This is a genomic window from Sphingobium sp. L-44, from assembly GCF_056859495.1.
In genome coordinates, this window is the sequence record NZ_JBSXOQ010000055.1 from 24,506 (window position 1) to 49,065 (window position 24,560).

The 24,560-nt window shown below is 64.0% G+C and carries 26 protein-coding genes and 2 pseudogenes; 12 read left to right on the forward strand and 16 right to left on the reverse strand.

Translation table 11 applies throughout. The features are described from left to right. Nucleotides 1–13 precede the first annotated feature (13 nt). The 8 genes from AC13EK_RS05290 to AC13EK_RS05325 form a co-directional block, all read right to left on the reverse strand. Entirely contained in the window at nucleotides 14–637 is a 624-nt protein-coding gene (locus tag AC13EK_RS05290) for a response regulator transcription factor (RefSeq protein ID WP_007683357.1), read from the reverse strand. Next, a complete protein-coding gene (locus AC13EK_RS05295; RefSeq protein WP_483022079.1) occupies nucleotides 627–2,162 on the reverse strand; it encodes a PAS domain-containing sensor histidine kinase in 1,536 nt (511 codons plus the stop codon). Before AC13EK_RS05295 ends, AC13EK_RS05290 begins: the two co-directional genes overlap by 11 nt. Nucleotides 2,163–2,221: 59 nt before the next feature. After that, the gene (locus AC13EK_RS05300; protein WP_004212732.1) at nucleotides 2,222–2,695 is read right to left on the reverse strand and encodes a DUF305 domain-containing protein; all 474 of its coding nucleotides are present in this window, start codon (nucleotides 2,693–2,695) and stop codon (nucleotides 2,222–2,224) included. A 90-nt stretch (nucleotides 2,696–2,785) separates the two neighbouring features. After that, a complete protein-coding gene (locus AC13EK_RS05305) occupies nucleotides 2,786–3,934 on the reverse strand; it encodes a copper resistance protein B (RefSeq protein ID WP_020820521.1) in 1,149 nt (382 codons plus the stop codon). After that, nucleotides 3,934–5,859: a copper resistance system multicopper oxidase gene (locus tag AC13EK_RS05310; RefSeq protein ID WP_483022080.1), complete on the reverse strand. Its 1,926-nt coding sequence runs from the start codon at nucleotides 5,857–5,859 to the stop codon at nucleotides 3,934–3,936. Before AC13EK_RS05310 ends, AC13EK_RS05305 begins: the two co-directional genes overlap by 1 nt. 66 nt (nucleotides 5,860–5,925) lie before the next feature. Next, a complete protein-coding gene (locus AC13EK_RS05315) occupies nucleotides 5,926–6,492 on the reverse strand; it encodes an RNA polymerase sigma factor (protein ID WP_007683367.1) in 567 nt (188 codons plus the stop codon). Beyond that, a complete protein-coding gene (locus tag AC13EK_RS05320) occupies nucleotides 6,489–6,929 on the reverse strand; it encodes a periplasmic heavy metal sensor (RefSeq protein WP_007683368.1) in 441 nt (146 codons plus the stop codon). The genes AC13EK_RS05315 and AC13EK_RS05320 overlap by 4 nt, the downstream gene beginning before the upstream one ends. Next, on the reverse strand, nucleotides 6,929–7,201 hold the full coding sequence (locus AC13EK_RS05325; protein WP_004212738.1) for a hypothetical protein: 273 nt from the start codon (nucleotides 7,199–7,201) through the stop codon (nucleotides 6,929–6,931). Before AC13EK_RS05325 ends, AC13EK_RS05320 begins: the two co-directional genes overlap by 1 nt. Nucleotides 7,202–7,334: 133 nt before the next feature. Between AC13EK_RS05325 and copC the strand changes: the two genes are divergently transcribed. The 4 genes from copC (at nucleotide 7,335) to cueR (ending at nucleotide 11,809) form a co-directional block, all read left to right on the forward strand. Next, a complete protein-coding gene (copC, locus tag AC13EK_RS05330; protein ID WP_007683372.1) occupies nucleotides 7,335–7,712 on the forward strand; it encodes a copper homeostasis periplasmic binding protein CopC in 378 nt (125 codons plus the stop codon). Between the two features lie 4 nt (nucleotides 7,713–7,716). Further along, a complete protein-coding gene (gene copD, locus AC13EK_RS05335) occupies nucleotides 7,717–8,661 on the forward strand; it encodes a copper homeostasis membrane protein CopD (RefSeq protein WP_020820523.1) in 945 nt (314 codons plus the stop codon). Between the two features lie 395 nt (nucleotides 8,662–9,056). Beyond that, on the forward strand, nucleotides 9,057–11,414 hold the full coding sequence (locus AC13EK_RS05340; RefSeq protein WP_125988685.1) for a heavy metal translocating P-type ATPase: 2,358 nt from the start codon (nucleotides 9,057–9,059) through the stop codon (nucleotides 11,412–11,414). Then, the gene (gene cueR, locus AC13EK_RS05345) at nucleotides 11,411–11,809 is read left to right on the forward strand and encodes a Cu(I)-responsive transcriptional regulator (RefSeq protein ID WP_004212744.1); all 399 of its coding nucleotides are present in this window, start codon (nucleotides 11,411–11,413) and stop codon (nucleotides 11,807–11,809) included. The genes AC13EK_RS05340 and cueR overlap by 4 nt, the downstream gene beginning before the upstream one ends. 26 nt (nucleotides 11,810–11,835) lie before the next feature. Here cueR and AC13EK_RS05350 read toward each other — a convergent pair whose 3' ends face one another. The 4 genes from AC13EK_RS05350 to AC13EK_RS05365 all read right to left on the reverse strand — a co-directional run bounded on the left by AC13EK_RS05350 (nucleotide 11,836) and on the right by AC13EK_RS05365 (nucleotide 16,922). After that, nucleotides 11,836–12,471, reverse strand: coding sequence for a response regulator transcription factor (locus AC13EK_RS05350; RefSeq protein ID WP_004212746.1), 636 nt, complete (start codon nucleotides 12,469–12,471; stop codon nucleotides 11,836–11,838). A gap of 562 nt (nucleotides 12,472–13,033) precedes the next feature. Then, complete coding sequence (locus AC13EK_RS05355; protein WP_004212748.1) at nucleotides 13,034–13,942, reverse strand: ribose-phosphate pyrophosphokinase; 909 nt, start codon at nucleotides 13,940–13,942, stop codon at nucleotides 13,034–13,036. Continuing rightward, nucleotides 13,939–15,477 carry a thymidine phosphorylase family protein gene (locus tag AC13EK_RS05360; RefSeq protein WP_278987628.1) on the reverse strand — a complete coding sequence of 513 codons (1,539 nt, stop codon included), beginning with the start codon at nucleotides 15,475–15,477 and terminating at the stop codon, nucleotides 13,939–13,941. Before AC13EK_RS05360 ends, AC13EK_RS05355 begins: the two co-directional genes overlap by 4 nt. Further along, nucleotides 15,474–16,922, reverse strand: coding sequence for an MBL fold metallo-hydrolase RNA specificity domain-containing protein (locus AC13EK_RS05365; protein ID WP_031304554.1), 1,449 nt, complete (start codon nucleotides 16,920–16,922; stop codon nucleotides 15,474–15,476). The genes AC13EK_RS05360 and AC13EK_RS05365 overlap by 4 nt, the downstream gene beginning before the upstream one ends. A 252-nt stretch (nucleotides 16,923–17,174) precedes the next feature. Between AC13EK_RS05365 and AC13EK_RS05370 the strand changes: the two genes are divergently transcribed. Both AC13EK_RS05370 and AC13EK_RS05375 read left to right on the forward strand, forming a co-directional pair. Further along, nucleotides 17,175–17,438 carry a DUF2933 domain-containing protein gene (locus tag AC13EK_RS05370; RefSeq protein ID WP_004212752.1) on the forward strand — a complete coding sequence of 88 codons (264 nt, stop codon included), beginning with the start codon at nucleotides 17,175–17,177 and terminating at the stop codon, nucleotides 17,436–17,438. Then, complete coding sequence (locus AC13EK_RS05375; protein ID WP_004212753.1) at nucleotides 17,435–18,115, forward strand: methyltransferase family protein; 681 nt, start codon at nucleotides 17,435–17,437, stop codon at nucleotides 18,113–18,115. Before AC13EK_RS05370 ends, AC13EK_RS05375 begins: the two co-directional genes overlap by 4 nt. 109 nt (nucleotides 18,116–18,224) lie before the next feature. On the opposite strand, the gene AC13EK_RS05380 is transcribed toward AC13EK_RS05375, so the two are convergent. Then, entirely contained in the window at nucleotides 18,225–18,794 is a 570-nt protein-coding gene (locus tag AC13EK_RS05380) for a hypothetical protein (protein WP_004212754.1), read from the reverse strand. A 221-nt stretch (nucleotides 18,795–19,015) separates the two neighbouring features. Here AC13EK_RS05380 and AC13EK_RS05385 point away from each other — a divergent pair, with 221 nt between their 5' ends. Both AC13EK_RS05385 and AC13EK_RS05390 read left to right on the forward strand, forming a co-directional pair. Further along, nucleotides 19,016–19,777, forward strand: a complete 762-nt coding sequence (locus AC13EK_RS05385; RefSeq protein WP_063976096.1) for a helix-turn-helix transcriptional regulator — start codon at nucleotides 19,016–19,018, stop codon at nucleotides 19,775–19,777. A 13-nt stretch (nucleotides 19,778–19,790) separates the two neighbouring features. Beyond that, complete coding sequence (locus tag AC13EK_RS05390; protein ID WP_230588645.1) at nucleotides 19,791–20,168, forward strand: autoinducer binding domain-containing protein; 378 nt, start codon at nucleotides 19,791–19,793, stop codon at nucleotides 20,166–20,168. A 142-nt stretch (nucleotides 20,169–20,310) separates the two neighbouring features. Here AC13EK_RS05390 and AC13EK_RS05395 read toward each other — a convergent pair whose 3' ends face one another. After that, nucleotides 20,311–20,814, reverse strand: coding sequence for a 2Fe-2S iron-sulfur cluster-binding protein (locus AC13EK_RS05395; RefSeq protein ID WP_037521880.1), 504 nt, complete (start codon nucleotides 20,812–20,814; stop codon nucleotides 20,311–20,313). Nucleotides 20,815–21,159: 345 nt separating this feature from the next. Here AC13EK_RS05395 and AC13EK_RS05400 point away from each other — a divergent pair, with 345 nt between their 5' ends. Both AC13EK_RS05400 and AC13EK_RS05405 read left to right on the forward strand, forming a co-directional pair. Continuing rightward, the gene (locus AC13EK_RS05400; RefSeq protein WP_069339016.1) at nucleotides 21,160–21,990 is read left to right on the forward strand and encodes a S1/P1 nuclease; all 831 of its coding nucleotides are present in this window, start codon (nucleotides 21,160–21,162) and stop codon (nucleotides 21,988–21,990) included. Between the two features lies 1 nt (nucleotide 21,991). Next, nucleotides 21,992–22,192 carry a DUF5818 domain-containing protein gene (locus tag AC13EK_RS05405; RefSeq protein ID WP_080727313.1) on the forward strand — a complete coding sequence of 67 codons (201 nt, stop codon included), beginning with the start codon at nucleotides 21,992–21,994 and terminating at the stop codon, nucleotides 22,190–22,192. Between the two features lie 24 nt (nucleotides 22,193–22,216). Here AC13EK_RS05405 and AC13EK_RS05410 read toward each other — a convergent pair. Beyond that, a pseudogene (locus AC13EK_RS05410) lies at nucleotides 22,217–23,281 on the reverse strand (helix-hairpin-helix domain-containing protein); the annotation flags it as partial. Then, nucleotides 23,269–23,445, reverse strand: a complete 177-nt coding sequence (locus AC13EK_RS05415; protein ID WP_164522485.1) for a hypothetical protein — start codon at nucleotides 23,443–23,445, stop codon at nucleotides 23,269–23,271. The pseudogene AC13EK_RS05410 and the gene AC13EK_RS05415, both read right to left, overlap by 13 nt. 37 nt (nucleotides 23,446–23,482) lie before the next feature. Here AC13EK_RS05415 and AC13EK_RS05420 point away from each other — a divergent pair, with 37 nt between their 5' ends. Next, nucleotides 23,483–23,623 (forward strand): hypothetical protein, encoded by a 141-nt coding sequence (locus tag AC13EK_RS05420; protein WP_202907004.1) that lies wholly within the window; start codon nucleotides 23,483–23,485, stop codon nucleotides 23,621–23,623. Nucleotides 23,624–23,661: 38 nt separating this feature from the next. After that, nucleotides 23,662–23,907 (forward strand): annotated as a pseudogene (locus tag AC13EK_RS05425) (IS3 family transposase); the annotation flags it as partial. Nucleotides 23,908–24,560: the final 653 nt, after the last annotated feature.

A 24,560-nucleotide genomic window follows, 5' to 3' on the forward strand; every position in this document is an offset into this window, starting at 1 on the left:
GTAGAGGTCGCAGTCACTTCGGCTTGCGGCCCATGCCCGCGGCAAAGGCGATCCGCAGGGCTTCGGACAAATTGCGGACCTCGAGCTTGGCCATCAGGCTCGCGCGATGGACCTCGACCGTTCGCGATGAACAGCCCAGGTCATAGGCGATCGTCTTATTGGGCAGGCCGTTCGCCAGCCCTTCCAGCACTTCACGCTCCCGGGGCGTCAGTGCAGCGACCCGCACGCCGGCTTCAGAGGTTTCCAGAGTGCGAAAGTCGACATCGTCGAGACGCGCGAACGCGCGGCTGACGGCGCCGAGCAGGGCGGCTTTCTCGAAGGGCTTCTCGAGAAAGTCGACCGCGCCGCCTTTCATGGCCTGCACCGCAACCGACACGTCGCCATGGCCGGTCAGGACGATGACCGGCATATTGACCCCGCGTGCTGCCATGGCGGCCTGAACCTCGAGACCGTCCATCTCGGGCATGCGCACGTCGAGGATGACGCAGCCGACGGCCGCCGACTTCGCCTCCTTGAGAAACTCCACGCCCGAGGCATAGGTCACGACGTCGTAGCCCGCGGTCTTGAGCGCAAAGCTCGCCGCCTTGCGGATGCTCTCCTCGTCGTCGACCAGATGGATGACGCGTCTATCCCCCATGTTCCTCCTCCGCCCGCGCATGGATCAAGGTAAAATGAAAGCGCGCGCCGCCGCGGACGGGGCGCTCCATCCAGATACGGCCCCCATGCGCTTCGATGATGGTGCGGCAGATCGAAAGGCCGAGGCCCATGCCGTCGGCCTTTGTCGACTTGAACGCCGTGAAGAGCTGCTCCCGGACCTCGTCGGCGATGCCGGGGCCGGTATCCGCCACGGTCACCTCGATCAGCCCGTCAGGGCGCAACCTGGTCGCCACCTTGAGGTCGCGAACCGGACACTCCGCCATCGCCTCGATGGCATTGCGCATCAGGTTGACCAGCACCTGCTGGATCTGCACCCTGTCGACGAGGACCGGCGTCGCGGCGGGATCGACTGCAAAGAAGCTGCGGATGCCGCGCTCGCGGGCGTCGACCAGCGCGAGCTGGCTCGCCTCGGCGATGACCCGCGGCAGCTCGTGGAGGCTCTTGTCGACCTCGCCGCGGGCGACGAAATCGCGCAGGCGCCGGACGATATGGCCGGCCCGCAGCGTTTCCTGTGCCGCATCATCCATCACCGACCGTAGCGACACGAAGGGTTCGTCGTCCCGCTCGTCGAGCATGTCGCGGATCGTCTCGAGATAGAGCGCGACCGCGGCAAGCGGCTGGTTGAGCTCATGCGCGAGGGTCGAGGCCATCGTGCCCATCGCGCTCAGCCGGAAGACATGGACCAGCTCTGCCTGCAGTTCCTTGAGCCTGAGCTCATCCTGCTCCTTGGCGGTGAGATCCCGGATGAAGCCGGTGAACAACCGCTGCCCGTCTTCACCGGCCTCGCCAACCGACAGCTGCATCGGGAAGGTCGAGCCGTCGCGGCGCTGGCCGACCACGACGCGGCCGAGGCCGATGATCCGGCGCTCGCCGGTCTGGAGATAATGCGCGATATATTCGTCGTGCCGGTCGCGATCGGGCTGGGGCATCAGGCAGGAGACGTTGCGGCCGACGAGCTCGGTTTCCGAATAGCCGAACAGGCGTTGGGCGGCCGCGCTGAACGACGTGATGGCGCCGGTCTCGTCGATGATGATCATCGCATCGGGGACGGTCGCCAGGATCGACTGGAGATGCTGCTCGCGGGTCTCGATTGACGCCCGGACCGCCGCCTCGTCGGTGACATCGCGACTGATGCAGGCAAAGCCTCGATGTGCGTCGCCTTCGAACAGGGCGCTGATCGTCAGGCGCGCGAGATATTCCGCGCCGTTCTCGCAGACCCGCCACGCTTCGCGCTCCAGCGTGCCTTCGTGAAGGGCGGCCGCCAGGTCTGCGCACGGGCGGCCGGCCGCAATCTCGTCGGGCGGGTAGAACAGGTCATGGGGCTGTCCCAGGACGCGATCGAGGGGCCAGCATTCGGCACGCTCGCCTTCTTCATTATAGCTCAGCACGATCCCGGCAGGATCGAGCAGCGTCAGGACGTGGCCGCCAGCCTGTCGCAGGAACAGCGGCGCAAGCCGCGCTACGTCGCTGGCAATCTCGTCCGGCCCGCGCCTCGTGTCGACCATCGTCCCGGCTCACGGGCCTGGCCGGGCGCACGGATCCGGGCGTAGCCCGACCGTGCCACTCAGCGCCGCGCGAGTATGGCCTTCATCTCGTCGATTTCCTGCCGCTGCGAGCGCTTGATCGCTTCGCAAAGCCGGATGACTTCCGGATCGCTGAGCTTTGCTTCCTGGCACATCAGGATCGCCCCGGAATGATGCGGGATCATCGAGCGCAGAAAGGCCGTGTCGCCGATCGTGGTCTGGGTGCGGATGAGCGCAAAGCTGCCGAAGAAGGCGACCAGCGACGCGGCGATCAGCGCGATGTTGGCGGCTTTCGACGCGAACATGTGCCGCATGGCGACGATCATCAGCACCACCATCGGCGCGACCATCATCAGCGTCATGTAGAGCATGTTGAGGTTGTTGTAGAAGCTGTCGAGCCCGTCGATCATGACGAACATCACCAGATACATGATGACGCCGCTGATGACGGTCTGAACGGCAAGGCTCCAATAGGCGCCCATCTTCCGGGTGTTCATGTGGGACGAATGGTCCATGGCGTATCTCCTTCGCTCGGCGCCGGCCGACCTTGGTATGAGTGTAACGCCCCGCTCTCCTGTTCGCCCCCGCCATCAGCCGTCCTGATGCTAAAACCAGAAGCGAACGCCGGCGACGAAGCTGGTCGCATGGACGTCCTCGCCGGCAAGCCTCGACAGCCGCGCCGTGTCGCCGGCTTTGCGCAGATAAGAGACGCCGATATAGGGTGCGAACTGGCGGCTGAACTCATAGCGCAGGCGCGCGCCGAGCTCTATGTTGACCAGCCCCGAACCGATGTCGTTCTCCGGAATATCCTGCGCGGCGAAATTGACCTCGGCGCGCGGCTGCAAGATCAGGCGCTGGGTAATGCGCTGGTCGTAATAGCCCTCGACCCGGCCCAGAACATCGCCCTTGGTCGAGAGGAACAGCGCGCCTTCGACTTCGAACATGCCGGGAGCCAGGCCCTCGACGCCGACCGTCGCGTAAGTGCGGTCGGGCCCGCGGCCGAAGTCCTGGCGGATACCGCCCTGAAGATTGAAATAGGGGTCGATGGCCCGGCTATAGAGCACCTGCACCTCCGCGCTGTCGATGCCGCGGCCGAACTCGCCTTCGCCCTCGCTCTTGAGCCAGAGCCGGTTGATATCGCCGCCGTAAAAGCCTTCGCCATCCCAGCGATAGCCATCGCGACCGCTATGCGCTTGATACTCGAACAGGTTGAGCAGCACCTGCCCGAAATTGTTGCCGCCGCTGTCCTTCATCATGATGTCGCGTGAGCGCGCCATCTCGGCGCCGGGAAAATCACGATCGGCGAAGTGGTCGCTGGGGGGAGGCGGCGGGGGCGCATTGCCGGCCGGAAGCGCCGTGCCGGTCATTTGCATGCCGGGCATGGCGGTCTGGCCATGCTGCGAATGGTCCATCCCGGGCATGTCCGGCATCGCGCCGTCCTGATGCTGGGAGTGGTCCATGCCCGGCATGTCCGGCATCGCGGGAGACGCGGGTTGCGGCTGACCGGCCGCATCTCCCTGCGGCGCAGGACTGGCCTGGTGCTGCGAATGGTCCATCGCCGAGGTGGCGTCTGGCGCTGGTGTCTGAGCGCGCGGCCTGGCGGCGGCCTTGTCCTTCTTCTTCTCCTGCGCCGGCGGCACCTCGCCCGGCGGCGCCATGCCGGGCATGCCGTGCATTGAATGATCCTGGGCAAAGGCGGGCGCGGCAGCGAAAAGGGCGATCGCGCTCACCAGCGGCGTGAGGATGCGGGTCATTACGCGTCTCCCTTCGGACGGACGCTCACGACCCGCATCATCCCGGCATGCATGTGGTAGAGGAGATGACAGTGGAAGGCCCAGTCGCCGACCGCGTCGGCGGTGAAGTCCCAGGTCACCTTGCCGCCGGGCTGGACGATTACCGTATGCTTGCGTGGCGCATGATCGCCATGCCCCGTCACCAGCTCGAAAAAATGCCCGTGAATATGGATCGGATGCCCCATCATCGTGTCGTTGATGAGATTGACGCGCACCCGCTCGCCTTCGATGAAGGGGATCGGCTCGTGATGGTCCGACATTTTTTCGCCGTCGAACGACCACATGAACCGCTCCATGTTGCCGGTGAGGTGAATGTCGATGCTGCGGCTCGGCGCGCGCACGTCCGGATTGCGATCGAGCGCCATCAGGTCCCTGTAGACAAGCACCTTGTGGCCGACGTCGGCGAGGCCCTGGCCGGGCTCGCCGGTGCGGTCGACGGGCATCGGCGAGATGGTCTGGACGCTCGGGTCGCGCTTCACCTGCGGCGCGTTCGAGAAGTCTCGCATCTTCATCGACCCCATCGCGTGCCTGCCATGGTCCATGCCCGCCATCTGGCCATCGGCGCCCATCGCGCCGTGGTCCATCCCGCTCATCGCGGAATGATCCATCCCCGAATGATCCATGCCTGCCATGGCGCTATTGTCCATGGTCGCCATCGCTGCCGCCGCGCCGGTCGCGAGGCGCGCGGACGCGTTCTTCTCGGCCGTCGGATCGACGCCCCGCATAGCGCCGCCCGACATGTCCATGCCTTCCATGCCCGGCATCGAGGACATGTCCATGCCCATGTCCTTCATGTCGGCGAGCGGCCGTTTGCGTAAGGGGGGAACCTCGCCGGCCATGCCGGCGCGCGGCGCGAGCGTGGCACGCGCCATGCCCGAGCGGTCGATCGCCTCGCCGACAAGGGTGTAGGCCTTGTCATCGCCTGGGCTGACAACGACGTCGTAGGTCTCGGCAACACCAACCTGGAACTCGTCGACGGTGACCGGCACCACATTCTGCCCGTCGGCCTGGACGATGGTCAGCGGCAGGCCGGGGATGCGGACGTTGAAGGTGGTCATCGCCGACGCATTGATGACCCGCAGCCGCACCCGTTCGCCCGGGGTGAAGAGCGCGGTCCAGTTGTCCATCGGACCATGGCCGTTGACGAGATAGGTGTAGGTGGATCCGGTCACATCGGAGATGTCGGCCGGGTCCATCCGCATCTGGCCCCAGTCGAGCCGGTCCTTGAGCGGCTGATCCTTGCCCGACAGGAGCCCGGCCAGGGTCTGGCGCTGGAAATTGAAATGGCCGGGGTTGACCTTGAGGCGCCGGAAGATCGCCTGCGGCGAGAGCGCGCTGTGATCGGCGAGCACGATGACATGCTCGCGGTCATAGGCGACCGGATCGGCACCGGCGGGATCGATGATGATCGGGCCGTAATGGCCTTCCTGTTCCTGCAGGCCTGAATGGCTGTGGTACCAGTAGGTGCCGCTTTGCACGACGGAGAACTGGTAGAGGTAGTTCGAGCCCGGCTTGATGCCCGGAAAAGACACGCCCGGCACACCGTCCATATTGGCCGGCAGGATCAGCCCGTGCCAGTGGATCGAGCTGTCCTCCTCCAGCTGATTGATGACGTTGAGCCGCACGCGCTGGCCCTCGCGCAGCCGGATCAGCGGGGCGGGGACCGTGCCGTTGAGGCCGATTGCCCGGAACTTGCGCCCGTCGATGGTCATCGACTGCCGGGCGATGGTGAGCGTAATGTCTTCGCCCGACACGGTCGGCAGCGTCGGTCGCATCCCCGGCGAGATCGTCTGCGCCCAGGCCGGCAGCCAGGCTGACAATGCTGCGCCGCCGCCGGCGAGGGCCGCGCCGCGGAGGAACTGGCGGCGGTCGAGAGCAGAAATCATTCGGTTGTCTCAGCTTTAAGAAAGAGGGCGTACCTATTGGGAATACGCAGCATGGCCTCATCCCCCTCAAACTTTCTTTAATATTTCCGAAAGGCGTGCCCTAGCTCGATAGAGGCGCGTTTCGACCGCCTTCTGGCTGATCCCGAGAATTTCGGCGGTTTCAGCTTCCGATTTCTCGTCGATCGTACGCAAAATAAGCGTGTCCTTGAGGGAAGACGGCAGGGCAGCAATCGCTTTCATTGCTTGCGCGAGCTGCTGTTCGGCCCCGATCGCCTGATCGGGCAGCGGTGCGTCGTCGGCGACGCCGTCCGCCTCGCCGAGCGGTAGGGCTAGGGCAAAGAAATTTCGAACCGCTCGCCGACGCCGCCAGTCATGGCATTTGTTGATGACAATCCGGGACATCCAGACCTGGAAGGGTCGGGTTACGTCATAGCGGTTGAGTGCGGCAAAGGCCGCGACGAAGCTCGCCTGGGTGACATCCAATGCCTCATCCATAGATCCGACATGGCTGCGCACGAGCCGGTGAACCCAACCTTGATGCCGGCGGACCAGCTCGCCATAGGCCGCTTGCCGGCCTCCAAGCGCCAGAGCCGCGAGCTCCCCGTCCGAGCAGTCGGGGAGGCACGCGGTCATTCGGATTTGGCCGTCAGCGCTTTCACCACGGCATCGTCGAATTTGTCCGTCTGATCCGGGCGCAGCACGGCCCGCATCGCGAAGATATGCTCAAGTGTTTCTTTCTGCAGCGCGCCCATGGCCTGGTGCGAGCGATCCACCGCAGTTGCGACTTGCGGGCCATAGCCATGCTCCGCTTCGATCGCTTCCGCGAGACGCGCATTGTCGGCGCGCAATTCGGCCTCCAGCGCTTGACGCCGGATCGCGTAGTTCTTCTCGATTGTCTCGAGTCGGCTGTGTTGCGCTGAATTCAGCTTCAGATCGCGATGGAGCAGCTCGTGCAGCTCATTTTCGACCGGGCGCACTGGAACCACATAGACGCGGCCAATGACAACGCCAGCGATCGCCGCGGCGAAGGTCACCAGGACGAGGAGCAGGAGCCGGCGGCGGTCGCGCATCACTGCGAGCTCAGCAGCGTCGAGGGCGCAAGCGCGAGCCGAGCATCGAAGGGCGATAGCGGTTTGGCATCAGCAGACCGTGTCGGAACTGCCGAGCCGGCAATTCCGATGAACAGCGCAGTTGCGGCCGCGATGCCGAACGTCATAGCGCCAAGGCTTGGTATGGCCCGGATGCGCGCTATTTCCGCCATGACCCGGCTTTCCAGGCCGCCGAGCCTGGGATCGAGAGGCGCATCGCGCAACCGCGAGAGCAGGTGGTCAAGTTCATCCATGGTGCTTCTCCGTCTTCATCCTTCAATACGCACGATGGTCCAGGAACCCTTGCTGTAGATTGAAAAGAATAATTGCGAGGGGTGGGGGCTCGGGCTGCGTATTGTCTCATGGGATCTACAGGAGAATGTTCCAATGCGTTTCTTTTCGCCTCTCGCAGTTATCGCCGCCGTCGGCCTGAGTGTTTCTGCTCCGGCCTACGCGCATCCCAAGCTTGTGTCCTCGACGCCCGCCGCGAACGCCAGCGTCTCGGCGCCTTCGCGTATCACGCTCACCTTCAGTGAAGGTCTGATGCCGAAGCTGTCGGGCGCCGAGATCGTGATGACCGGCATGCCCGGCATGCCCAACCACCGCATGGCGGTAACCGGCTTCAAGACGTCCGTCGAAGGCGACAAGACGCTCGTGCTGACGCTCGCCAAGCCGCTCATGGCGGGCAGCTATCAGGTCGCCTGGCACGTCGTCTCGACCGACACGCACCGCATCCAGGGCAATCTCGCCTTTACCGTCAAGTGACGCCATGAACGACGTGGCACTCGTCGCCGTCCGCTGGGCGCTCTACGTCGATCTCGGCCTGTTGTTCGGCCTGCCGCTGTTCGCGCTCTATGCGCCCGGCGGCGGCCGGATGGTACAGCGGCATCTGCCGATGGTAGCAATGGTGGCCGGTCTCGCCTGTCTCGCCCTCCTGCTGTCGGCGCTGGGGTTCGCGTTGCAGGCAGCGGCCATGACCGGGCTGCCGCTCACCCAGCCTGATCTTTCCATGGTCGCAGAGCTGTTCAACGGCACGTCCATGGGAACGGCGCTGAAGGCGCGCCTCGTCGCGCTCCTCGTTCTTCTGCTCTCCATCCCCTTCTATCGCCGGCAATCCCGTCCTGCCTTCATCGCCTCCACTCTGGCAGGCGCGGTCGCACTCGCGACCCTCGCCTGGAGCGGGCATGGCGCGGCCGGCGAAGGCGAGGCGGGCTGGCTGCAACTGGGGGCCGATCTCATCCATCTGCTCGCCGCGGGCGCCTGGGTCGGCGCGCTTGCCGCATTCCTTGCGCTGGTTCTTACCAGGCTCGCAACCGATGATCTCGCCACTGAAGACATGGACCGGGTCATGCTCGCCGAGGAAGCGCTGCGGGGCTTCTCCCTCGTCGGCACGATCATCGTCGCCCTGCTGATCCTGACCGGGACGGTGAACGGCTGGTTCCTGGTCGGCCCGGGCAACATCGCGTCTCTCGGGCAGTCGACCTACGGCCTGCTGCTCATCGCCAAGCTGCTGCTCTTCGCCGGCATGCTGGGCCTGGCCGCGCTCAACCGTTATCGCCTGACCCCGGCACTTGCGCAGGCGATCGAGGAAGAGGACGCGCCACGGGCGCAGGCGCTGCTGCGCGCGAGCCTCGTCGTCGAAGGCGGTCTTGCGATCGTCATTCTCGGGCTGGTCGCCTGGCTGGGGACACTGTCGCCACCCATGTCGATGTAGTTTATCGTTTCGAACGCCTCGCGTTGGGAGAAGCCAATGCAATCGTACACCCCGCCGCGCGGGACTGGATCGACGAAAGACTATGATCGCGCGATCCGCCTGTGGGCGCGGGAGAAGCGGTGGCGTGCCGCCATGCTTGCCATGCTGCGCCCGGATTGGCGCCTGGTAATCGCCGATTATGGCCGCCAGCACGGGTCTCATGCGGCTCGCCTTCCGCCTGACCGTGCAGCGGGCTCGATGGCATCGACGATACCCAGCCCAATGCCGACGGCGTGCTCCCCGGCCTGATGGCGGCCAAGCGAACGGGCCCGCCGATTTGGCCACTTAGGCGATTACGTATTGACCCTGACACGGTGTCAGACCCTAGATCGTCAGGCGTCGAAAGGAGCGAGGCGATGAACGAGACACATGGAGCGGCGCATGGCGGCGGTTGCTGCGGCGGCCACGGCACCGCTAAAGCGGCGACCGGCGTCAAGGACCCGGTCTGCGGCATGACCGTCGACCCGGCGACCACGGCGCATCACGCCGAGCATAGCGGTGAAAGCTATCATTTCTGCAGCGCGGGCTGCCGGACCAAATTCATCGCCGATCCCGAGCGCTATCTCGGCCCGCCGACGCCGCCGGTCGCGGCGCCCGAAGGCACGATCTGGACCTGCCCGATGCATCCCGAGATCCGCCAGGACCATCCCGGGTCCTGTCCGATCTGCGGCATGGCGCTCGAACCCGCGACCGTGACCGCCGACAGCGGCCCCAGCCACGAGCTAGTCGATTTCACGCGGCGCTTCTGGGTCGGCCTCGTGCTGGCTCTCCCGGTGCTGATCCTCGAGATGGGCGCGCATGTCTTTCCCGCGATCCATCGCCTCGTGCCGATGTCTATCTCGGTATGGATCCAGTTCGTGCTGGCGACACCCGTCGTGCTGTGGGCGGGCTGGCCGTTCTTCGAGCGTGGCTGGGCCTCGCTCAAGACCCGCAACTTCAACATGTTCACCCTGATCGCGATGGGGACCGGGGTCGCCTGGATCTACAGCGTCATCGCGACGCTCGCGCCTCAGCTGTTCCCGCCGGCCTTCCGCGGCGAGGACGGCATGGTTGCCGTCTATTTCGAGGCGGCCGCGGTGATCACCGTCCTCGTGCTGCTCGGCCAGATGCTCGAACTGCGCGCGCGGGAACGCACCTCGGGCGCGATCAAGGCGCTGCTCAACCTTGCACCAAAGACCGCGCGCCGGATCGGTTCTGATGGGAACGAAGAGGAAATCAGCCTTGATCTGGTTGCGGTGGGCGACCGCCTGCGGGTGCGGCCGGGCGAGAAGGTGCCGGTCGACGGCGTAGTCGAGGACGGCCGCTCCTCGCTCGACGAGTCGATGGTCACCGGCGAATCCATGCCCGTCACCAAGGCAAAGGCCGACACAGTGATCGGCGGCACGCTCAACCAGACCGGTGCGCTGGTGATCGTCGCCGACAAGGTCGGCCGCGATACCATGCTCGCACGCATCGTCCAGATGGTCGCTGAGGCGCAGCGCTCGCGCGCGCCGATCCAGCGCATGGCCGATCAGGTGTCGGGCTGGTTTGTGCCCGTGGTCATCGCGGTCGCGGCCGTCGCGTTCATCGCCTGGGGCATCTGGGGTCCCGAGCCGCGCTTCGCCTATGGGCTGGTGGCGGCGGTCGCCGTGCTGATCATCGCCTGTCCCTGCGCACTGGGGCTGGCAACGCCGATGTCGATCATGGTCGGGGTCGGCCGCGGCGCCGGGCTCGGTGTCCTCATCAAAAATGCCGAAGCACTCGAGCATATGGAGAAGGTCGACACTCTCGTCGTCGACAAGACAGGTACGCTGACCGAAGGCCGGCCTGCCGTCACCCAGGTCGTGCCGGCGCCCGGCTTCGACGAAGCCGAGCTGCTGCGTCTTGCCGCCTCGGTCGAGCGGGCGTCCGAGCATCCGCTCGCGTTGGCAATCGTCGAGGCCGCGAAGGATCGCGGCATCGTCACGAGCGACGTCATCGACTTCGACTCGCCGACCGGGCGCGGCGCGCTCGGCACGGTCGAAGGGCGGCGCATCGTCCTCGGCAATGCGCAGTTCCTTGCCGACAAAGGGGTTGCGACCGATGCGCTCGCCAGCCAGGCCGACGCGCTGCGCCGGGATGGCGCCACCGCGATCTTCATCGGGGTCGACGGCACAGTCGGCGGCGCCTTCGCGATCGCCGATCCGGTGAAGGCCACGACACCAGAAGCGCTCGCCGCGCTCAAGGCGGAGGGCATTCGCGTGGTCATGCTGACCGGCGACAACCGCACGACCGCGGAAGCGGTCGCCCGACGCCTGGGCATCGACGAGGTCGAAGCCGAGGTGCTGCCCGATCAGAAGAGCGCCGTGGTCGCCAGGTTCAAGCGCGAGGGGCGGGTCGTCGCCATGGCCGGCGACGGTGTCAACGACGCCCCCGCGTTGGCCGCCGCCGACGTCGGCATCGCCATGGGTTCCGGCACCGACGTCGCGATCGAGAGCGCTGGCGTCACGCTGCTCAAGGGCGACCTGACTGGCATCGTCCGGGCGCGGCGGCTCAGCCAAGCGACCATGTCGAACATCCGCCAGAATCTCGTCTTCGCCTTCATCTACAATGTCGCGGGCGTGCCCGTAGCGGCGGGTGCGCTCTATCCGCTGTTCGGTATTCTGCTCTCGCCCATTATCGCGGCGGCGGCGATGGCGCTCTCTTCGGTGAGCGTGGTCACCAACGCGCTGCGCCTCAACCGGAAAGCACTGTGAACATCGGCGAGACGTCACGGCAGAGCGGCGTCTCTGAGCGGATGATCCGCCATTATGAAAAGATCGGCCTCATCCCGGCGCCGGCGCGTCGGGGTGCTGGCTATCGTGACTATGGCGAGCGCGACCTCCATCGCCTCCGGTTTATCGCCAATGCCCGCGATCTCGGCTTCCCGATCGAGGAGATCCGCACGTTGCTCAGCCTTTGGGCCAATACCGGCCGTGCCAGCGCGGAGGTGAAGCGGCTTGCCCTTGCCCGCGCCGATGAGTTTCAGCGCAAAGCCGAGGCGTTGACGGCGCTGCGCGACACGCTAATCGACCTGGCCGAGCGCTGCCAAGGCGACGAGCGGCCGGATTGTCCGATCATCGCCGAACTGGCCGCGGCCCGATCCGCATAGCATCCGGCATCGCACGGCCGAGAATTTTAGGGGTGCCCGTTTTCGGTCGATTCGTGCAGGTCGACGGCGAAAGCGATCCGCAACAGGTCGGGCAGGCTTTGCGCGTTGAGTTTGATCATCAGACTGGCCCGATGCAGCTCGACCGTGTGCGACGTGACGCCGAGTTCATCTGCGATAAGGCTATTTGGATAGCCTCGCGAAATTCCTCTCAGAACGGCCCGTTCGCGCTGCGTCAGTCTCGCGGCTTTCGAAAGAGCGTCGGCCTGTTCGGAGGCACGACGGGCTATACTCTCAAGCCAGCTGAAGCCGCGGTCGATCGCGCCGAGCAATGCGGCCTTCTCGACCGGTTTGGCGAGAAAGTCGGCAGCGCCCGCCTTCATCGCCTGTACGGCGAGCGTAGGATCGCCATTGCCCGTCAGCACCACGACGGGCATGTCGATACCGCGTCGCGTCAGCTCCGCCTGAACCTGCAGGCCGTCCATGTCGGGCATGTGCATGTCGAGAACCACGCAGCCTTTCTCGGCGTCCTCTGCGCTCAACAGAAACTCCGGCCCCGAAGCGTAGGCTTCTACGGCAAACCCTGCGGTCCGCAACGTGAAACTTAGTGCTTTTCGTATTGTCTCTTCGTCATCGACGATATGCACGACGCGCTTGTTCCCCATAGCCCCCGAGATCGATCAATACGCAGTGCCGCGAGGGCAGCGCTTCAAGGGATACTTCTCTGCACGTTGGACTATGGTCCCAGGTCAAGAGTAAAAATTTGGCGAGGCAAAACGGCGAAGGACAGCGAAACTGTGAGGGTTCGGCTACTCCGCTCACACCAATGCCGCGGTCGCTGCGGCTCATTGCCGGGTCTCTGCTCCGGACGATGCATGCGAGTTGCCCGCGCCGCCCTCGGCGCGATCGAGCCATCGCTACGCTTCCATCACATCGTCGACCGGCAGCGGGTTACTGGCGCCCGGCGGGCGAGGGGGGCGGGTTGGCCCTTGACGGCTGCGCGATCGGACGCCCAGGATAGCAGGGTGGCGCGCTTTACTTCGGGCTCAAGCTTCAGGTGCCCAGCAACGTCGAGGGGATCGATGAACGAGCGTGTGTGCGACACGACATATCCTCCTTCCCTGCCGCGATTTTCTCCGAAAGGGAGATCTCAGGAGATTGGTTCGGACTCGTTTAGGGTCAATGGATGAGGACGCGCACAGCGTTTGCCGGGCGTTCATTTCCGTCTTAGAACTGACGCGCAGCACGCCATTCAATCCGGTGGCGAACGGCCTCCGCGATCGCTGGCATGACATCTATATCATTCGACGCATGTGCAACCGCGTTCGTGCTGACGATCCTTTCGACAAGCCCACCCAGAACCTGCGCTGCATCGCCGGCAAAAAGCGGATGCACGACCACGCAATCCGGTCGCGCGAACCCCATGCCGACCAGTTGGCGCGCCGCCTCGGTGAGGGTCCGACCGGATGAGGCGATATCGTCGACCAGCACCGGCTGGCGATCGAGAAACGCTGGTGCATTCGGAATCGAGATGGTGACGTGACGGTCGCCGGATCGGATTTTCTCGCACACGAGAAACGGAGCATCGGCATCGGCCGCCACCTGCGAGACCCACTGTTCGCTTTCCAGGTCCGGACCGATGATCAGCGGGCGAGCGACATTGCGCTTGATCCACGAGGCCAAAAACGGCGCGGCATGAACAACCTGGGTTGGGATGCGGTAGATTTCCGACAATTCATGGTAGCGATGGAGATGCGGATCGACCGTCACCAGCCAGTCGAGATGGCGAGACAGGATCGCAGCAAAGGTTCGCGACGTCACCGCCTCGCCGGCATGGAAGCGTATGTCCTGGCGCATGTAAGCGAGGTAAGGGGCGACGAGCCCGATCCTGCGAGCGCCAAGATCGCGCGCGGTGTCGGCTGCGAACAGCAGCGGCAACAGCTTGGCGTCCGGATGATCGAGACTGGACAGCAGGATGACCTCGCGGTCGCTGACGTCGTTTCCGACCCTGAGATAGGTTTCCCCGTCAGGAAATTGACGATGCTCGATCGTGCCGACCTCTGCATCGAGCGCGGCGGATAGCGGCTGTGCCAGGGCCTCGCTGCCAGGCAGCGCGAACAGGACGGGACGGTTCATAGCGCTTCAATCCCGAAGATCGGCCCGTCGCTCACGGCATAGGCCGCCGCATAGTCGAGCTCGCCCGGGCTCTCGGCATGAATGCTACACAAGGGAGCCCCGGCATCCACCATCTGGTTCAGCCGACACTGCAGTGCGACGCCAGCGGCCTTGGCCACCGGCGCGCCGGCGAGCTTCGCGACCGTCGCGAGCTTGCGATTGTCGATACTCACCAGGCGGCCGCTATAGGGAGCGATCATATCCTGCTGAAACCGGGCGACCGGTGGAGCCCGCATGCCGCCCTGCGCTTCGCAGATACGTTGGAACTTGGCCCAGGCCCCGCCGCTTTCGAGACACGCCCGCGCACGCGCATAGCCTTCGCCGGCCGGGGCCGCGTCAGCGAGCTCAAGCAGTCCTCCCGCCAGCTCGCAGGCCCGGTGGGCGAGATCCTCGGCGCCCGGCTGCCCCTGGAGGACGGCAAGGATATCCTGCGCCTCGAGCGCCGGGCCGATGCCCCGTCCGATCGGCTCCGCGCCGGGGCCGCGCATCGCGCGCGTGCGAAGCCCGAAGGCTTGGGCGACCGAGCTCAGCGCGCGCTCCAGCGTATCGGCGGCATCGGTTCCGCGTACCTTGGCGGTCGGCCCGACCGGGATATCGATGACCAGATGGGTCGCACCGGCCGCGATTTTCTTGGACAGCACCGAGGCGACCATCTGCCCTACGGCATCGATATCGAGCACTCGTTCAACGCCGATGATCACATCGTCGGCCGGGCTGAGATTGACGGCGCCGCCCCAGGCGATGCAGCCGCCTTCGCGCTCGACCACCTTGCGGATGGCGGAAACGTCGAGGTCGACAGGTGCAAGCACCTCCATCGTGTCCGCCGTGCCGGCCGGCGAGGTGATCGCCCGCGACGATGTCTTGGGCATGATCAGGCCCTCCGCGGCCATGATCGAGACGATGATCGGCGTGGTGCGATTGCCCGGCAATCCACCGACGCTATGCTTGTCGACGATGACCGCTCCGGACCACTGCAATCGCTCGCCGACATCGACCATCGCCCTGGTCAGGCTGATCGTTTCGTCCGTATCGAGCGGGACCGCTGAGCATGCCGTGATGAACGCCGAGAGATGGACATCGCTATAGCGTCGCTCGGCGATGTCGGTCATGATCGCTGAAAAAGCCCCTTCACTGAGACGATTGCCATAGATGCGCCGACGCACTTCGGCGAGCGAGGCGAGAGGCTGGGCGTGCGCGATCTCGACCGGATCGCCCTCGCTGACGCCGAGCCGCCGCCATGCGGATTCGGACAGGCCGATCTCGCCGGGCGCTGGAGCCTCCGCGGAACTGTGCAGCAGCGAGACGACGATTTCCCGCCCGCCGGCGTGCAGCGCGACCTGCGCGCGCGACGCGAGACCTTCCGAGCGGCAGACGGGACAGTCTTGGCGCATGACCGCGATCAGATCACCTCCGGCAGCCGACAGGCCGAGGCGGTGTGCCCGCAGCGTCGTCGCGACAGGCTCTACTTCGGCGTCCTCGATGATCCCGGGCTTCACGCGAGCATGCCCCAGCTACCCAGCGCCGGTACGCTGCATGCCCAGCCCAGATCCTCCGAGACACGCTTCGCCAGGACCTGGGCGCCGGTCGGCTCGCCATGCGTGACATAGACATGGCGCGGGGGCTCTTGCAGCGACCCGAGCCAGCGCATGAGCTCGTCGCTGTCGGCATGCGCCGAAAGCATCGTCAGGTTGGCGACATCGGCTTCGACCGGGATATACTCGCCGTGGATCTTGATCGTCCGGGCGCCCCCGATCATGGCGGCGCCGCGGGTGCCCGCCGCCTGGAAGCCTGAGAAGAGGATGAGGTTCTTCCCATCCGGCGCGAAGCGCTTGAGATGGTGGAGCACGCGGCCGCCCGTTGCCATTCCACTGGCCGAGATGATGACCTTGGGAGCGGGGTTGGCGGTGAGTTCCTTGGATTCCTCCACTTCGCGCACATAGTGCGCGACGCTGCACGCCGCTTCGCACTCGGCGCGGGCCAGGCGATGCTCGTCCATGAAATCGCACATCAGCCCGCTCGCGTTGATCGCCATCGGGCTGTCGAGGAAGATCGGGATGTCGCGGAGGCGTCCCTGCGCGCGCAGACGCGAGAAATGATAGAGAAGCGACTGAACCCGTCCCACGGCGAAGGCCGGAATCACCACCGTCCCGCCTCTCTCGACGCATCGTTCGACATGATCTCCAAGCGTCTTTGTCGGATCGACCTGCTCGTGGCGCCGATCGCCATAGGTCGATTCCACTAGGACATAGTCGGCGCGCGCGGGCGGCTCGGGATCCTTCATCACCGCATCGCCGTAACGGCCGATGTCGCCTGAGAAGAGGATTGTCCGCCCCTTCCAGTCGATCTCGATCGACGCCGCGCCGAGGATGTGGCCGGCGCGATGGTAGCGCACCCTGATGCCGTCCGTGACTGCATGCCACGCTCCGAACTCGATCGGGCGGAAGAGCTGCAATGCCAGACGCGCGTCGGCCTGGGTGTAGAGGGGCAGCGCCGGCTGGTGCCTGGAGAAGCCGTGCTGGTTGGCGAACTCCGCATCCTTTTCCTGCAGATGGCCGCTGTCGGGAAGAAGGAGCTCGCACAGGGCCGCGGTCGCCCGCGTGGCAAGGACGGTCCCGTCCCAGCCCAGGCGCGCCATGCGCGGTAGTGCGCCCGAGTGATCGAGATGGGCGTGGGTCAGCAGCACCTGGCCGACATCCGCGACTTCGGGTGGGATCGATGCCCAATTAAGGCGGCGCAGATCCCTGGGTCCCTGAAACAGGCCGGAATCGACCACGATCTGAGTTTCACCATCGTCCACCAGATAACGCGACCCTGTGACCGTTCCCGATGCGCCGAGAAAGGCAACGCCGAGACCATCGGCCGGGCGCTTGGCCAGATCGATCCTTGCTTCACGCTCGAAGATGGTCACGCGGGAATGGTGCCGTTTCTTTCTCTTTTGCATGGACGCGGGCCTGCCTCTCACGATTATGTTCGTGAGCGCAGCATTGGTTCGCGGACGCCGCACGCCTATACGCAAAATCCGCAGCACGACTGCTGCTCCCCGACAGCTGCGTCGCCCGAACGCCGATGGCCGATCCCATCGATCGCCTTACCCATGCCTGCGCGATGCCCGGGGGACTTCGGTCTCTACTTATACCTTGCTCCTTGGACTCGAGCCTATGCTGCCCGGACGTTGACCAGAAGAGGACGGCATATGGGCGAACATGACCATCGCATGCGCAAGCGCGGCAAGATCGTTCTGATCGGCTTCCTGCTCGTCGCTAGCTTCTTCCTCCTCACCGAGTATACCGCGCACTTCCTGGGTGTGCTGCCCTATCTCATCCTGCTCGCCTGCCCGCTCATGCACCTGTTCATGCACCGCGGCCATGGTGGGCATCAGCATGGCCATGAGCCCGGTCAGGCACCCGCCGGCTTACCGGCCAATCCCAACGGCCGCATCGAAGGAGAGTCGCGATGACGCACGCCGACTATGGCTATGGTCTGTGGGGGCTCGCGCTGGTTAACGCCGCCGTTTTCATCCTCTTTGCGTTCAGCTTCTTCAAGCCGGCAACTAAACGAGACTGGCGCAGTTTGGGGGCGTTCAGCGCTTTCATCATAGCGCTCTTCGCGGAAATGTATGGCTTCCCGCTCACGATCTTCGTGCTTTCGGGGTGGCTCCAGTCGTATTTCCCCGCTGTCGACTGGTGGAGCCACGATGCTGGACATCTCCTGGAGATGATGTTCGGCTGGCGAGTTAATCCCCATTACGGTCCATTCCACATCGCCAGCTTTGTGCTGATCGGCGTGGGTTACTGGCTGATCTCGGTTGCATGGACGGCCCTTCACTTGAGTCAGCGCAAACACCAATTGGCCCTTACTGGGATTTATGCCCGGATCCGGCACCCGCAATATGTCGGCTTCATTCTCGTCATGCTCGGCTTTTTGCTACAATGGCCGACCCTTTTGACCCTTGCTATGTTTCCGGTGCTCGTCGTGATGTATATTCGGCTGGCTCGGCATGAGGAAAAGGAGGCGCTAGCCAGCTTCGGCGAGGTTTACCGCGATTATATGGCTCGCGTGCCCGGCTTCATTCCGAATCTGACAATCCATTCGCGTCGAAGAAGGCCATGGCGATCCTTTGACGGGAATGGCTGATGTAATTGCCGGCAAGGTCAATGCTGACGTTCTGACTGGCCTTATTATTCGGACATCGTTACCCGACCTCACAGCACACTACTGCAGCAACCCCGGTTCGACTGCGCAATCATCTTGGGAGGGCAAGTTCGCCTTGCACGGGCAGATTCGGTGTGGAGCTGATGCCCGGCACTAGACGCAGAGCATCGCCGATCAAGGTATAGACGGCGTGGCGCTGGCCGCCACGGTTCCGATGGTCGACGCGATAGCCCTGATAATGTCGGCGGAGCAGGCCTGCATTCACCAGTTCGGAAACGGCGCGACTGAGATTACTCTTGCCGGCTGTGCGAATGCGTGCCCGCATTTCCTCCGCGATCACGCCGCGCCTTTTCTCCAGATCGCCGGGGAGCAGTCCGTTTCTAGCGAGGTCGCTCTCGACCCGCTCGGCCAGCGTAATGCTGCGCGGACCACGCTGGGCCATCGGGGTCAATGCGTCGCATAGCCAATCGCGCAGGGAAACGAGCCCATCGTTCCGCCTGACCCAGGGACCGGCGCTTCCATCTGGCCCCGCCACCTGGGCGATCAGGTTGAGCAGCATGAAGGCATAACGGGGCCGGCTCGATACGGTCGCCAGCGTCTCGAGCACGGCCGCGACATCACAGCCAATGGAGGGTTCAAGAGGCTTGCCTGCATGAAACATAACATGATGGAATCAAGCACAAAGCAGGATCAATGTGAATCCCAAATCGGCGGCCGCAGACGGGTTGTCAGCTATGACACTTTGCCGGCGGATAAAGTGTCATAGGCGATCCATTCTAATCGTAGATTGTTGCGAATCGTTCTCAACTCATTTTGATAATCATGGCGCTCGCCGCTTAGGTCTGGACGAGCCGTCTCCTCGCGGACGAGCTTCCGTCGCCTATGGCGAACAGGATAAAAGACTGCGGCCGCCTTGATGATCTCACGCGCTTTGCGGAGGACTGTCAGCGTGCTGAAACCCTTGGCGATTTACATGGCACGATCGATGCCGCCGTGCGCGATCTTGGCTTCCGCTGGTTCACGCTGCTTCACAATATCGACCTTCGGCGCGGAGGCGAGCAAAGCCTGTTCCTCACAACCTATCCATCGGCCTGGCTCGAGGAAGTTCTCGAAGAACGCCATTATCTCGAAGATCCGATCCATGCGGCCTGCGCTCGCACCCCGTCAGGGCTCGCCTGGGACCGGATCGGCGACGTACTGGAGCTCACGCCGCGCCAGCGAAGCATCCTCGACCGCGCCAGGGACCATGACCTTGCGTCCGGCTACAGTTTGCCAATCCGGACCCCGGGGGAACCCGAGGCGATCTTTACCGCCGCCCGATCGCGCGACGAGCCGCTCAGCGCAGAGGAGGTTCTGACCGCCCGTCTGCTCGGCTCGGTCGCTTATGATCGGGCGCGCGAGCTGCTTGGCGAAAGGGCAGGGCCATTGGCCTGCGTCCCTCTCAGCCCTCGCCAGGTCGAATGCATCGCGCTCGTCGCGCAAGGCAAAAGCGACTGGGAGATCGGCCAGATCCTCGGCCTCAGCCGCGACACCGTGCACGAATATGTTGAATCGGCCCGCAGGCGTTATGGCGTGCGACGACGCACGCAGCTGGTGCTGCGCGCGGTTCGCGATGGTCATCTCAACATGGAAGCGCTGCTCTGATCTCGCCGGCCATATGATGATCGGGCTTGGGCAAGTTCAGGATTTCTGCGCTGTCGCTGGCGCGATCAAGGACGCTACGGCCTTGTCTGACCTGATGGCCGAAATCACGAAGGCCATGGGCTTTCGGCACTATGCCCTGGTCCATCATGTCGACCTGAAGCCTGCGGTTCGCTCGGTCCACATCGTCGACTATCCGCAAGACTGGGTGGAGCGCTTCCAGGCGAGACGCCTCTATGCGAGCGACCCGATCCACCGCGCCAGCCATCGCACCAATGTGGGCTTTGCCTGGTCGGCGGTTCAGTCGATCATCTCTCTGACGGCCGCCGATCGCTCGATCCTGGCAGAAGCCTACGAGGCCTCACCTCAAGATTTGTTCGCCAGACAACGCTAAGCTGGAAATACTGAGAACATCCTAGGCGACGAGCCGAAGTCTGCCGTTCGGACATTGGCAATCCCAACATTACTGGCGACCCCGCCGCCGGCCTGTCGAAGCGCCTCGTCGGCCGTGGTGGCGCGATGATAGGTAAAGGGGGTCATTGGGCGACCTCCGCAAAAGTCTCCAGGATTGCGTCAACAATGCCATTATGCGCGCCGCAGCGGCACAGATTGCCGCTCATCCGCTCGCGTACCTCGTCGCGCGTCATTGCGATGCTGCTGCCGAGCGCTTGCGTTACATGGCTGGGGACGCCGCGTTTCAATTCGGCGGCCATTCCGACTGCCGAACATATCTGTCCCGGTGTACAATAGCCGCATTGGAAGCCGTCATGCTCGACAAAGGCTTGCTGCAGGGAGTGCAGATTGTCGGCGCTGCCCAAGCCTTCGATTGTTGTAATCTCCTGCCCCTCATATTGAGCGGCGAGCGCGAGACAGGACAGGATCCGCTCCCCGTCCGCCAGCACGGTGCAGGCGCCACATGCGCCTTGATTGCAGCCTTTCTTCGATCCGGTGAGGCCCTGTTGCTCCCGCAGGAAGTCGAGGAGAGAAATGCGGGGATCCTCAGGACCCTCGACCACGGCGCCATTTATAAGGATGCTCATCCATCACTCCCCAAAGTCGGGTGCGTAAACATGGTAGAAATGCGCGGGTGGAGGTTTCGGGCCCATCATCTCCTTTTTCAAATGACGTTGTTGATCGGACTCGGGGCGGTGACGCTGGAAGCTACGGCTTGCGCGAGTGATGATCGATCCGGTCGCGCTGCCTTTCCGAAAGCAGAAACATGCGGCCGGACGCCCGGAATTCAAGGAGATGGCGCGCATAAGCTGAGACCCAGAATATTCCCGGTTTCGTCTGTCTGATCTGCCTATTTGGGGGGGCGTTGCCTTCAGACCCGATGATGCATCGAATCGCTGGATCGTGCGCGGCCAAGCGCTAATGGTGCGCTCATGCGTAGACTGATCCTGACCGCCGCTCTCTTCTCGATGACTTCGCCCGCTCTCGCCTGGGGACCGATCGGCCACCGGGTGACCGGCGCCATTGCCGATCGGAACCTAAGCGGCCTGGCCCGAGCCAATGTCCAGCTTCTCCTGGGCGAGGAGAAGCTGGCACAGGCGGCAACCTGGCCCGACGACATGAAATCCGACCCCGCCGATTTCTGGCAGAAACAGGCCAACCCCTGGCATTATGTGACCGTCCGCGAGGGCGATGCCTATACGAACGTCGACGCGCCCGCCGAAGGTGACGCAATGACGGCCCTGACACGCTTTACGGCGACCCTTCGCAATCCCGCGGCGTCGATCGACGACAAGCGCCTTGCCCTGCGCTTCGTCGTCCATATCATCGGCGATCTTCACCAGCCGCTTCATGCCGGTGGCGGCAATGACCGGGGCGGCAACGACATGAAGGTGAGCTGGTTCGGCCGCTCGACCAATCTCCATTCGGTCTGGGACAGCGCTATGATCGAGCAGCGATCCTTATCCTATTCCGAACTTGCCGACTGGCTGGCGCGCGCGATCACGCCCGAGCAGGTCATAGCCTGGAATAATCGCGATCCGGGCACCTGGATCCGCGAAAGCATCGCGCTGCGCAAGACCATCTATCCCACCGACACGAATCTGTCCTGGGACTATGCCTATCAGCACCGTCTCGAGCTTGATGATCGGCTGAAGCGCGGCGGCATCCGTATCGCCGTCTATCTCAACTGGGTGTTCGAAAATTCTCAGGACCAGAACGGGGTCGAGGCCCGATCCCCGCGCAAGCCTGCAAGGCGCAAATGACATGCCACGCGGCACGCGGCACGAACTTGTCGGCATGCTGCTTGGCGATGGTCCTTACCCCGTGCTGCGTGTCGCCGATGGCGGGGAATGGCGGCTCGATTGCACCAGATCCTGCCGCCATCTTCTTGGTCGACGAGTCCGGGTCGTAGGGACAAGGTCTGATTTCGACATGCTCGATGTCGAGCGGATCGAACCCACCTGAGCATTATCGGGGAGGCGCCGCCTCTCAGCGAAAATCTCGTGTCTTGACCTTGATGCCCTCTGTCGGCTGGCCCGGAATGATGCCCGAGCCCAGGCGCAGGTCGGGATCGTAAAGATCGCGGGGGCCGCGCCCGAGCGGCCTGTTCGCCGCATCGCGCGGATCGGGGGCCATGGCGCTTCTGACGATATCGGCGCGGCTGACCTGATAGATGCTGGCGACATCCGCCCGCTGCCCTACGCTGGCAAGGAGGGGCGAGAGGTCGTCGAGCCGCTGGGCGATGAGATGGATCACATCGCCCTCCTTCTGGACCTGACCGCGCACACCCATCATCGAGGCGCCCAGCACCACGCGCCGATGCTTCTCGAAGAGATTGGGCCAGACGACGAGATTGGCGACATCGGTCTCATCCTCAAGCGTGATGAACATGGTGCCCTTGGCGGAGCCGGGCTTCTGCCGCAGGAGAACGAGGCCGGCGAGATTGACCCATCGCCCGTCGCGAATATCCTTGAGCGCGGCGCAGGTCACCATCTTCCGGCGCGCCAGTTCGTCGCGCAGGAAGGCGAGCGGATGGGCGCGCAGCGAGAGCCCGATCGCGCGATAATCCTCCACCACTTCCTCGCCTTCGCCCATTTGCGGTAGCGCCACCTCCGGCTCGATGGCTTCAGGCTGCAGCTTGCCGGCCCGCGCGTCCGCAGCGGCAAAGAGCGGCAAGGCTTCTTCGCCAAGACCCTTCACTTCCCAGAGGCCGGCGCGGCGCGAGAGCGCCAGCGATCCAAAGCCACCGGCATGGCCGATCCGGTCGAGCGCGCGGCCGCTGACGCCGGCGCGGCGCTGGATTTCCTCGACACTGGCATAGGGTTCATTGCCCCGTGCCAAGACAATCGCGGCGCCATCTGCATTTTTGAGCTCGCGCACATAGCGCAGTCCGATCCGCACCGCATGATAGCGGCCCCAGGTTCGCTCGAGCGTGCATTCCCAGCGGCTGTGATTGACGTCGATCGGGCGGACCTCGACCCCATGCTGGCGCGCATCCCGCACGATCTGGGCGGGCGCATAAAAGCCCATGGGCTGGGCGTTTAGGAGCGCAGACGCTCGAGCTCCTGCTGCGGGGTAAGGCCGCTTTCCCCGATCTCGTCGGGATAGGTATAGGTCAGCTGACCAAGGTCGAAGCGGCAGGCCCGCGCAATCTCGACGCTGCGGCGGAGCGGCGTCACGTCGCCCAGATAGCGGGTGAAGACGGCGACGGCCCGCAAGATAGCTGTGCTGTTCTACAATAGTCTACGGTATGGCATGGCCTATCACGATCCAGGCGCATCGCAGTACGAAGAGCGGTATCGCAGCCGGGTCATCGGCAATTTGCAACAGCGCGCCAAGGCCTTCGGCTTCTCGCTCCAGGAACTGCCGTCGGAGCCCGAGACAGCTGTTTCTTAGGAAAGCCACCGCGTATTTGACCTGCGGTCACTTCGTTCCGCCAGGGATGCAAAGTGAGATACGCATTTGTCGCCGAGCATCGTGACCAGTTCGGGGTTCGATCGATGTGTCGGTGTCTGCGCATCCAGCCCAGCGGTTTCTATGCTTGGCAGAAGAGCCCACTGAGCACGCGGGCCCAGGAAGATGCTCGGCAGACAGAGTTGATCCGGCAAGCCTGGAACGACAGCGGCAAAGTCTATGGCTACCGCAAGCTGCACGACGACCTGCTGGATCAGGGCGAGACCTGCTGAGCTGGTCCGGAATTGCCAACGTTGCGCTAGAACGGCGCGATTTGCTCGCGAGCTGCCGAAAAATGAAAGGTCTGCGCCTGAGCAGTTGTACTCTGGCTCTATGCGTCTTGAATGGGGCGCCTAGTGCCGAACCTCTCAATCCGCGAAGCCTCATTCGAGAGATGGTTCTTTTCCACTGTCAGACGTTATCGGCCTTTAATTATTCCGAACAATGTGATGTCGGATTCTTCTTGCCGAGCAGGCCGAATGGATCATTCCAAGCGGCAAAACCATTTGGAGAGGCTGGTACGAACATGCGCGAGGCTCCGGTCCCACATAGCGAAACGCAGTTAGCGACAGGCCGGAAACCATCTGTAATCAATCTTCATTTTAGTGCCGCATTTTATTACTGCAGGCTCAAAATAAGCATTGATTGTAGGTGCGAACCGTGAAGCGCGCGATAATTGCTGTCATTGCTCTCCTCGCCGCCTGCGATATGTTGCCTCGCGATCCGGCCGGCACATCGAAGGTTAGCGTCCGCGCTCGTGGTGTAATTTCCGGTGTAGATTGAGGTGATCGCATGGGGTTGGGCATGCCCAACCCCATGCGATTTCGAACTCGGTGGCCACCGGGCTCATCGGTAAGGTGGAGTTACCACACGTCACACG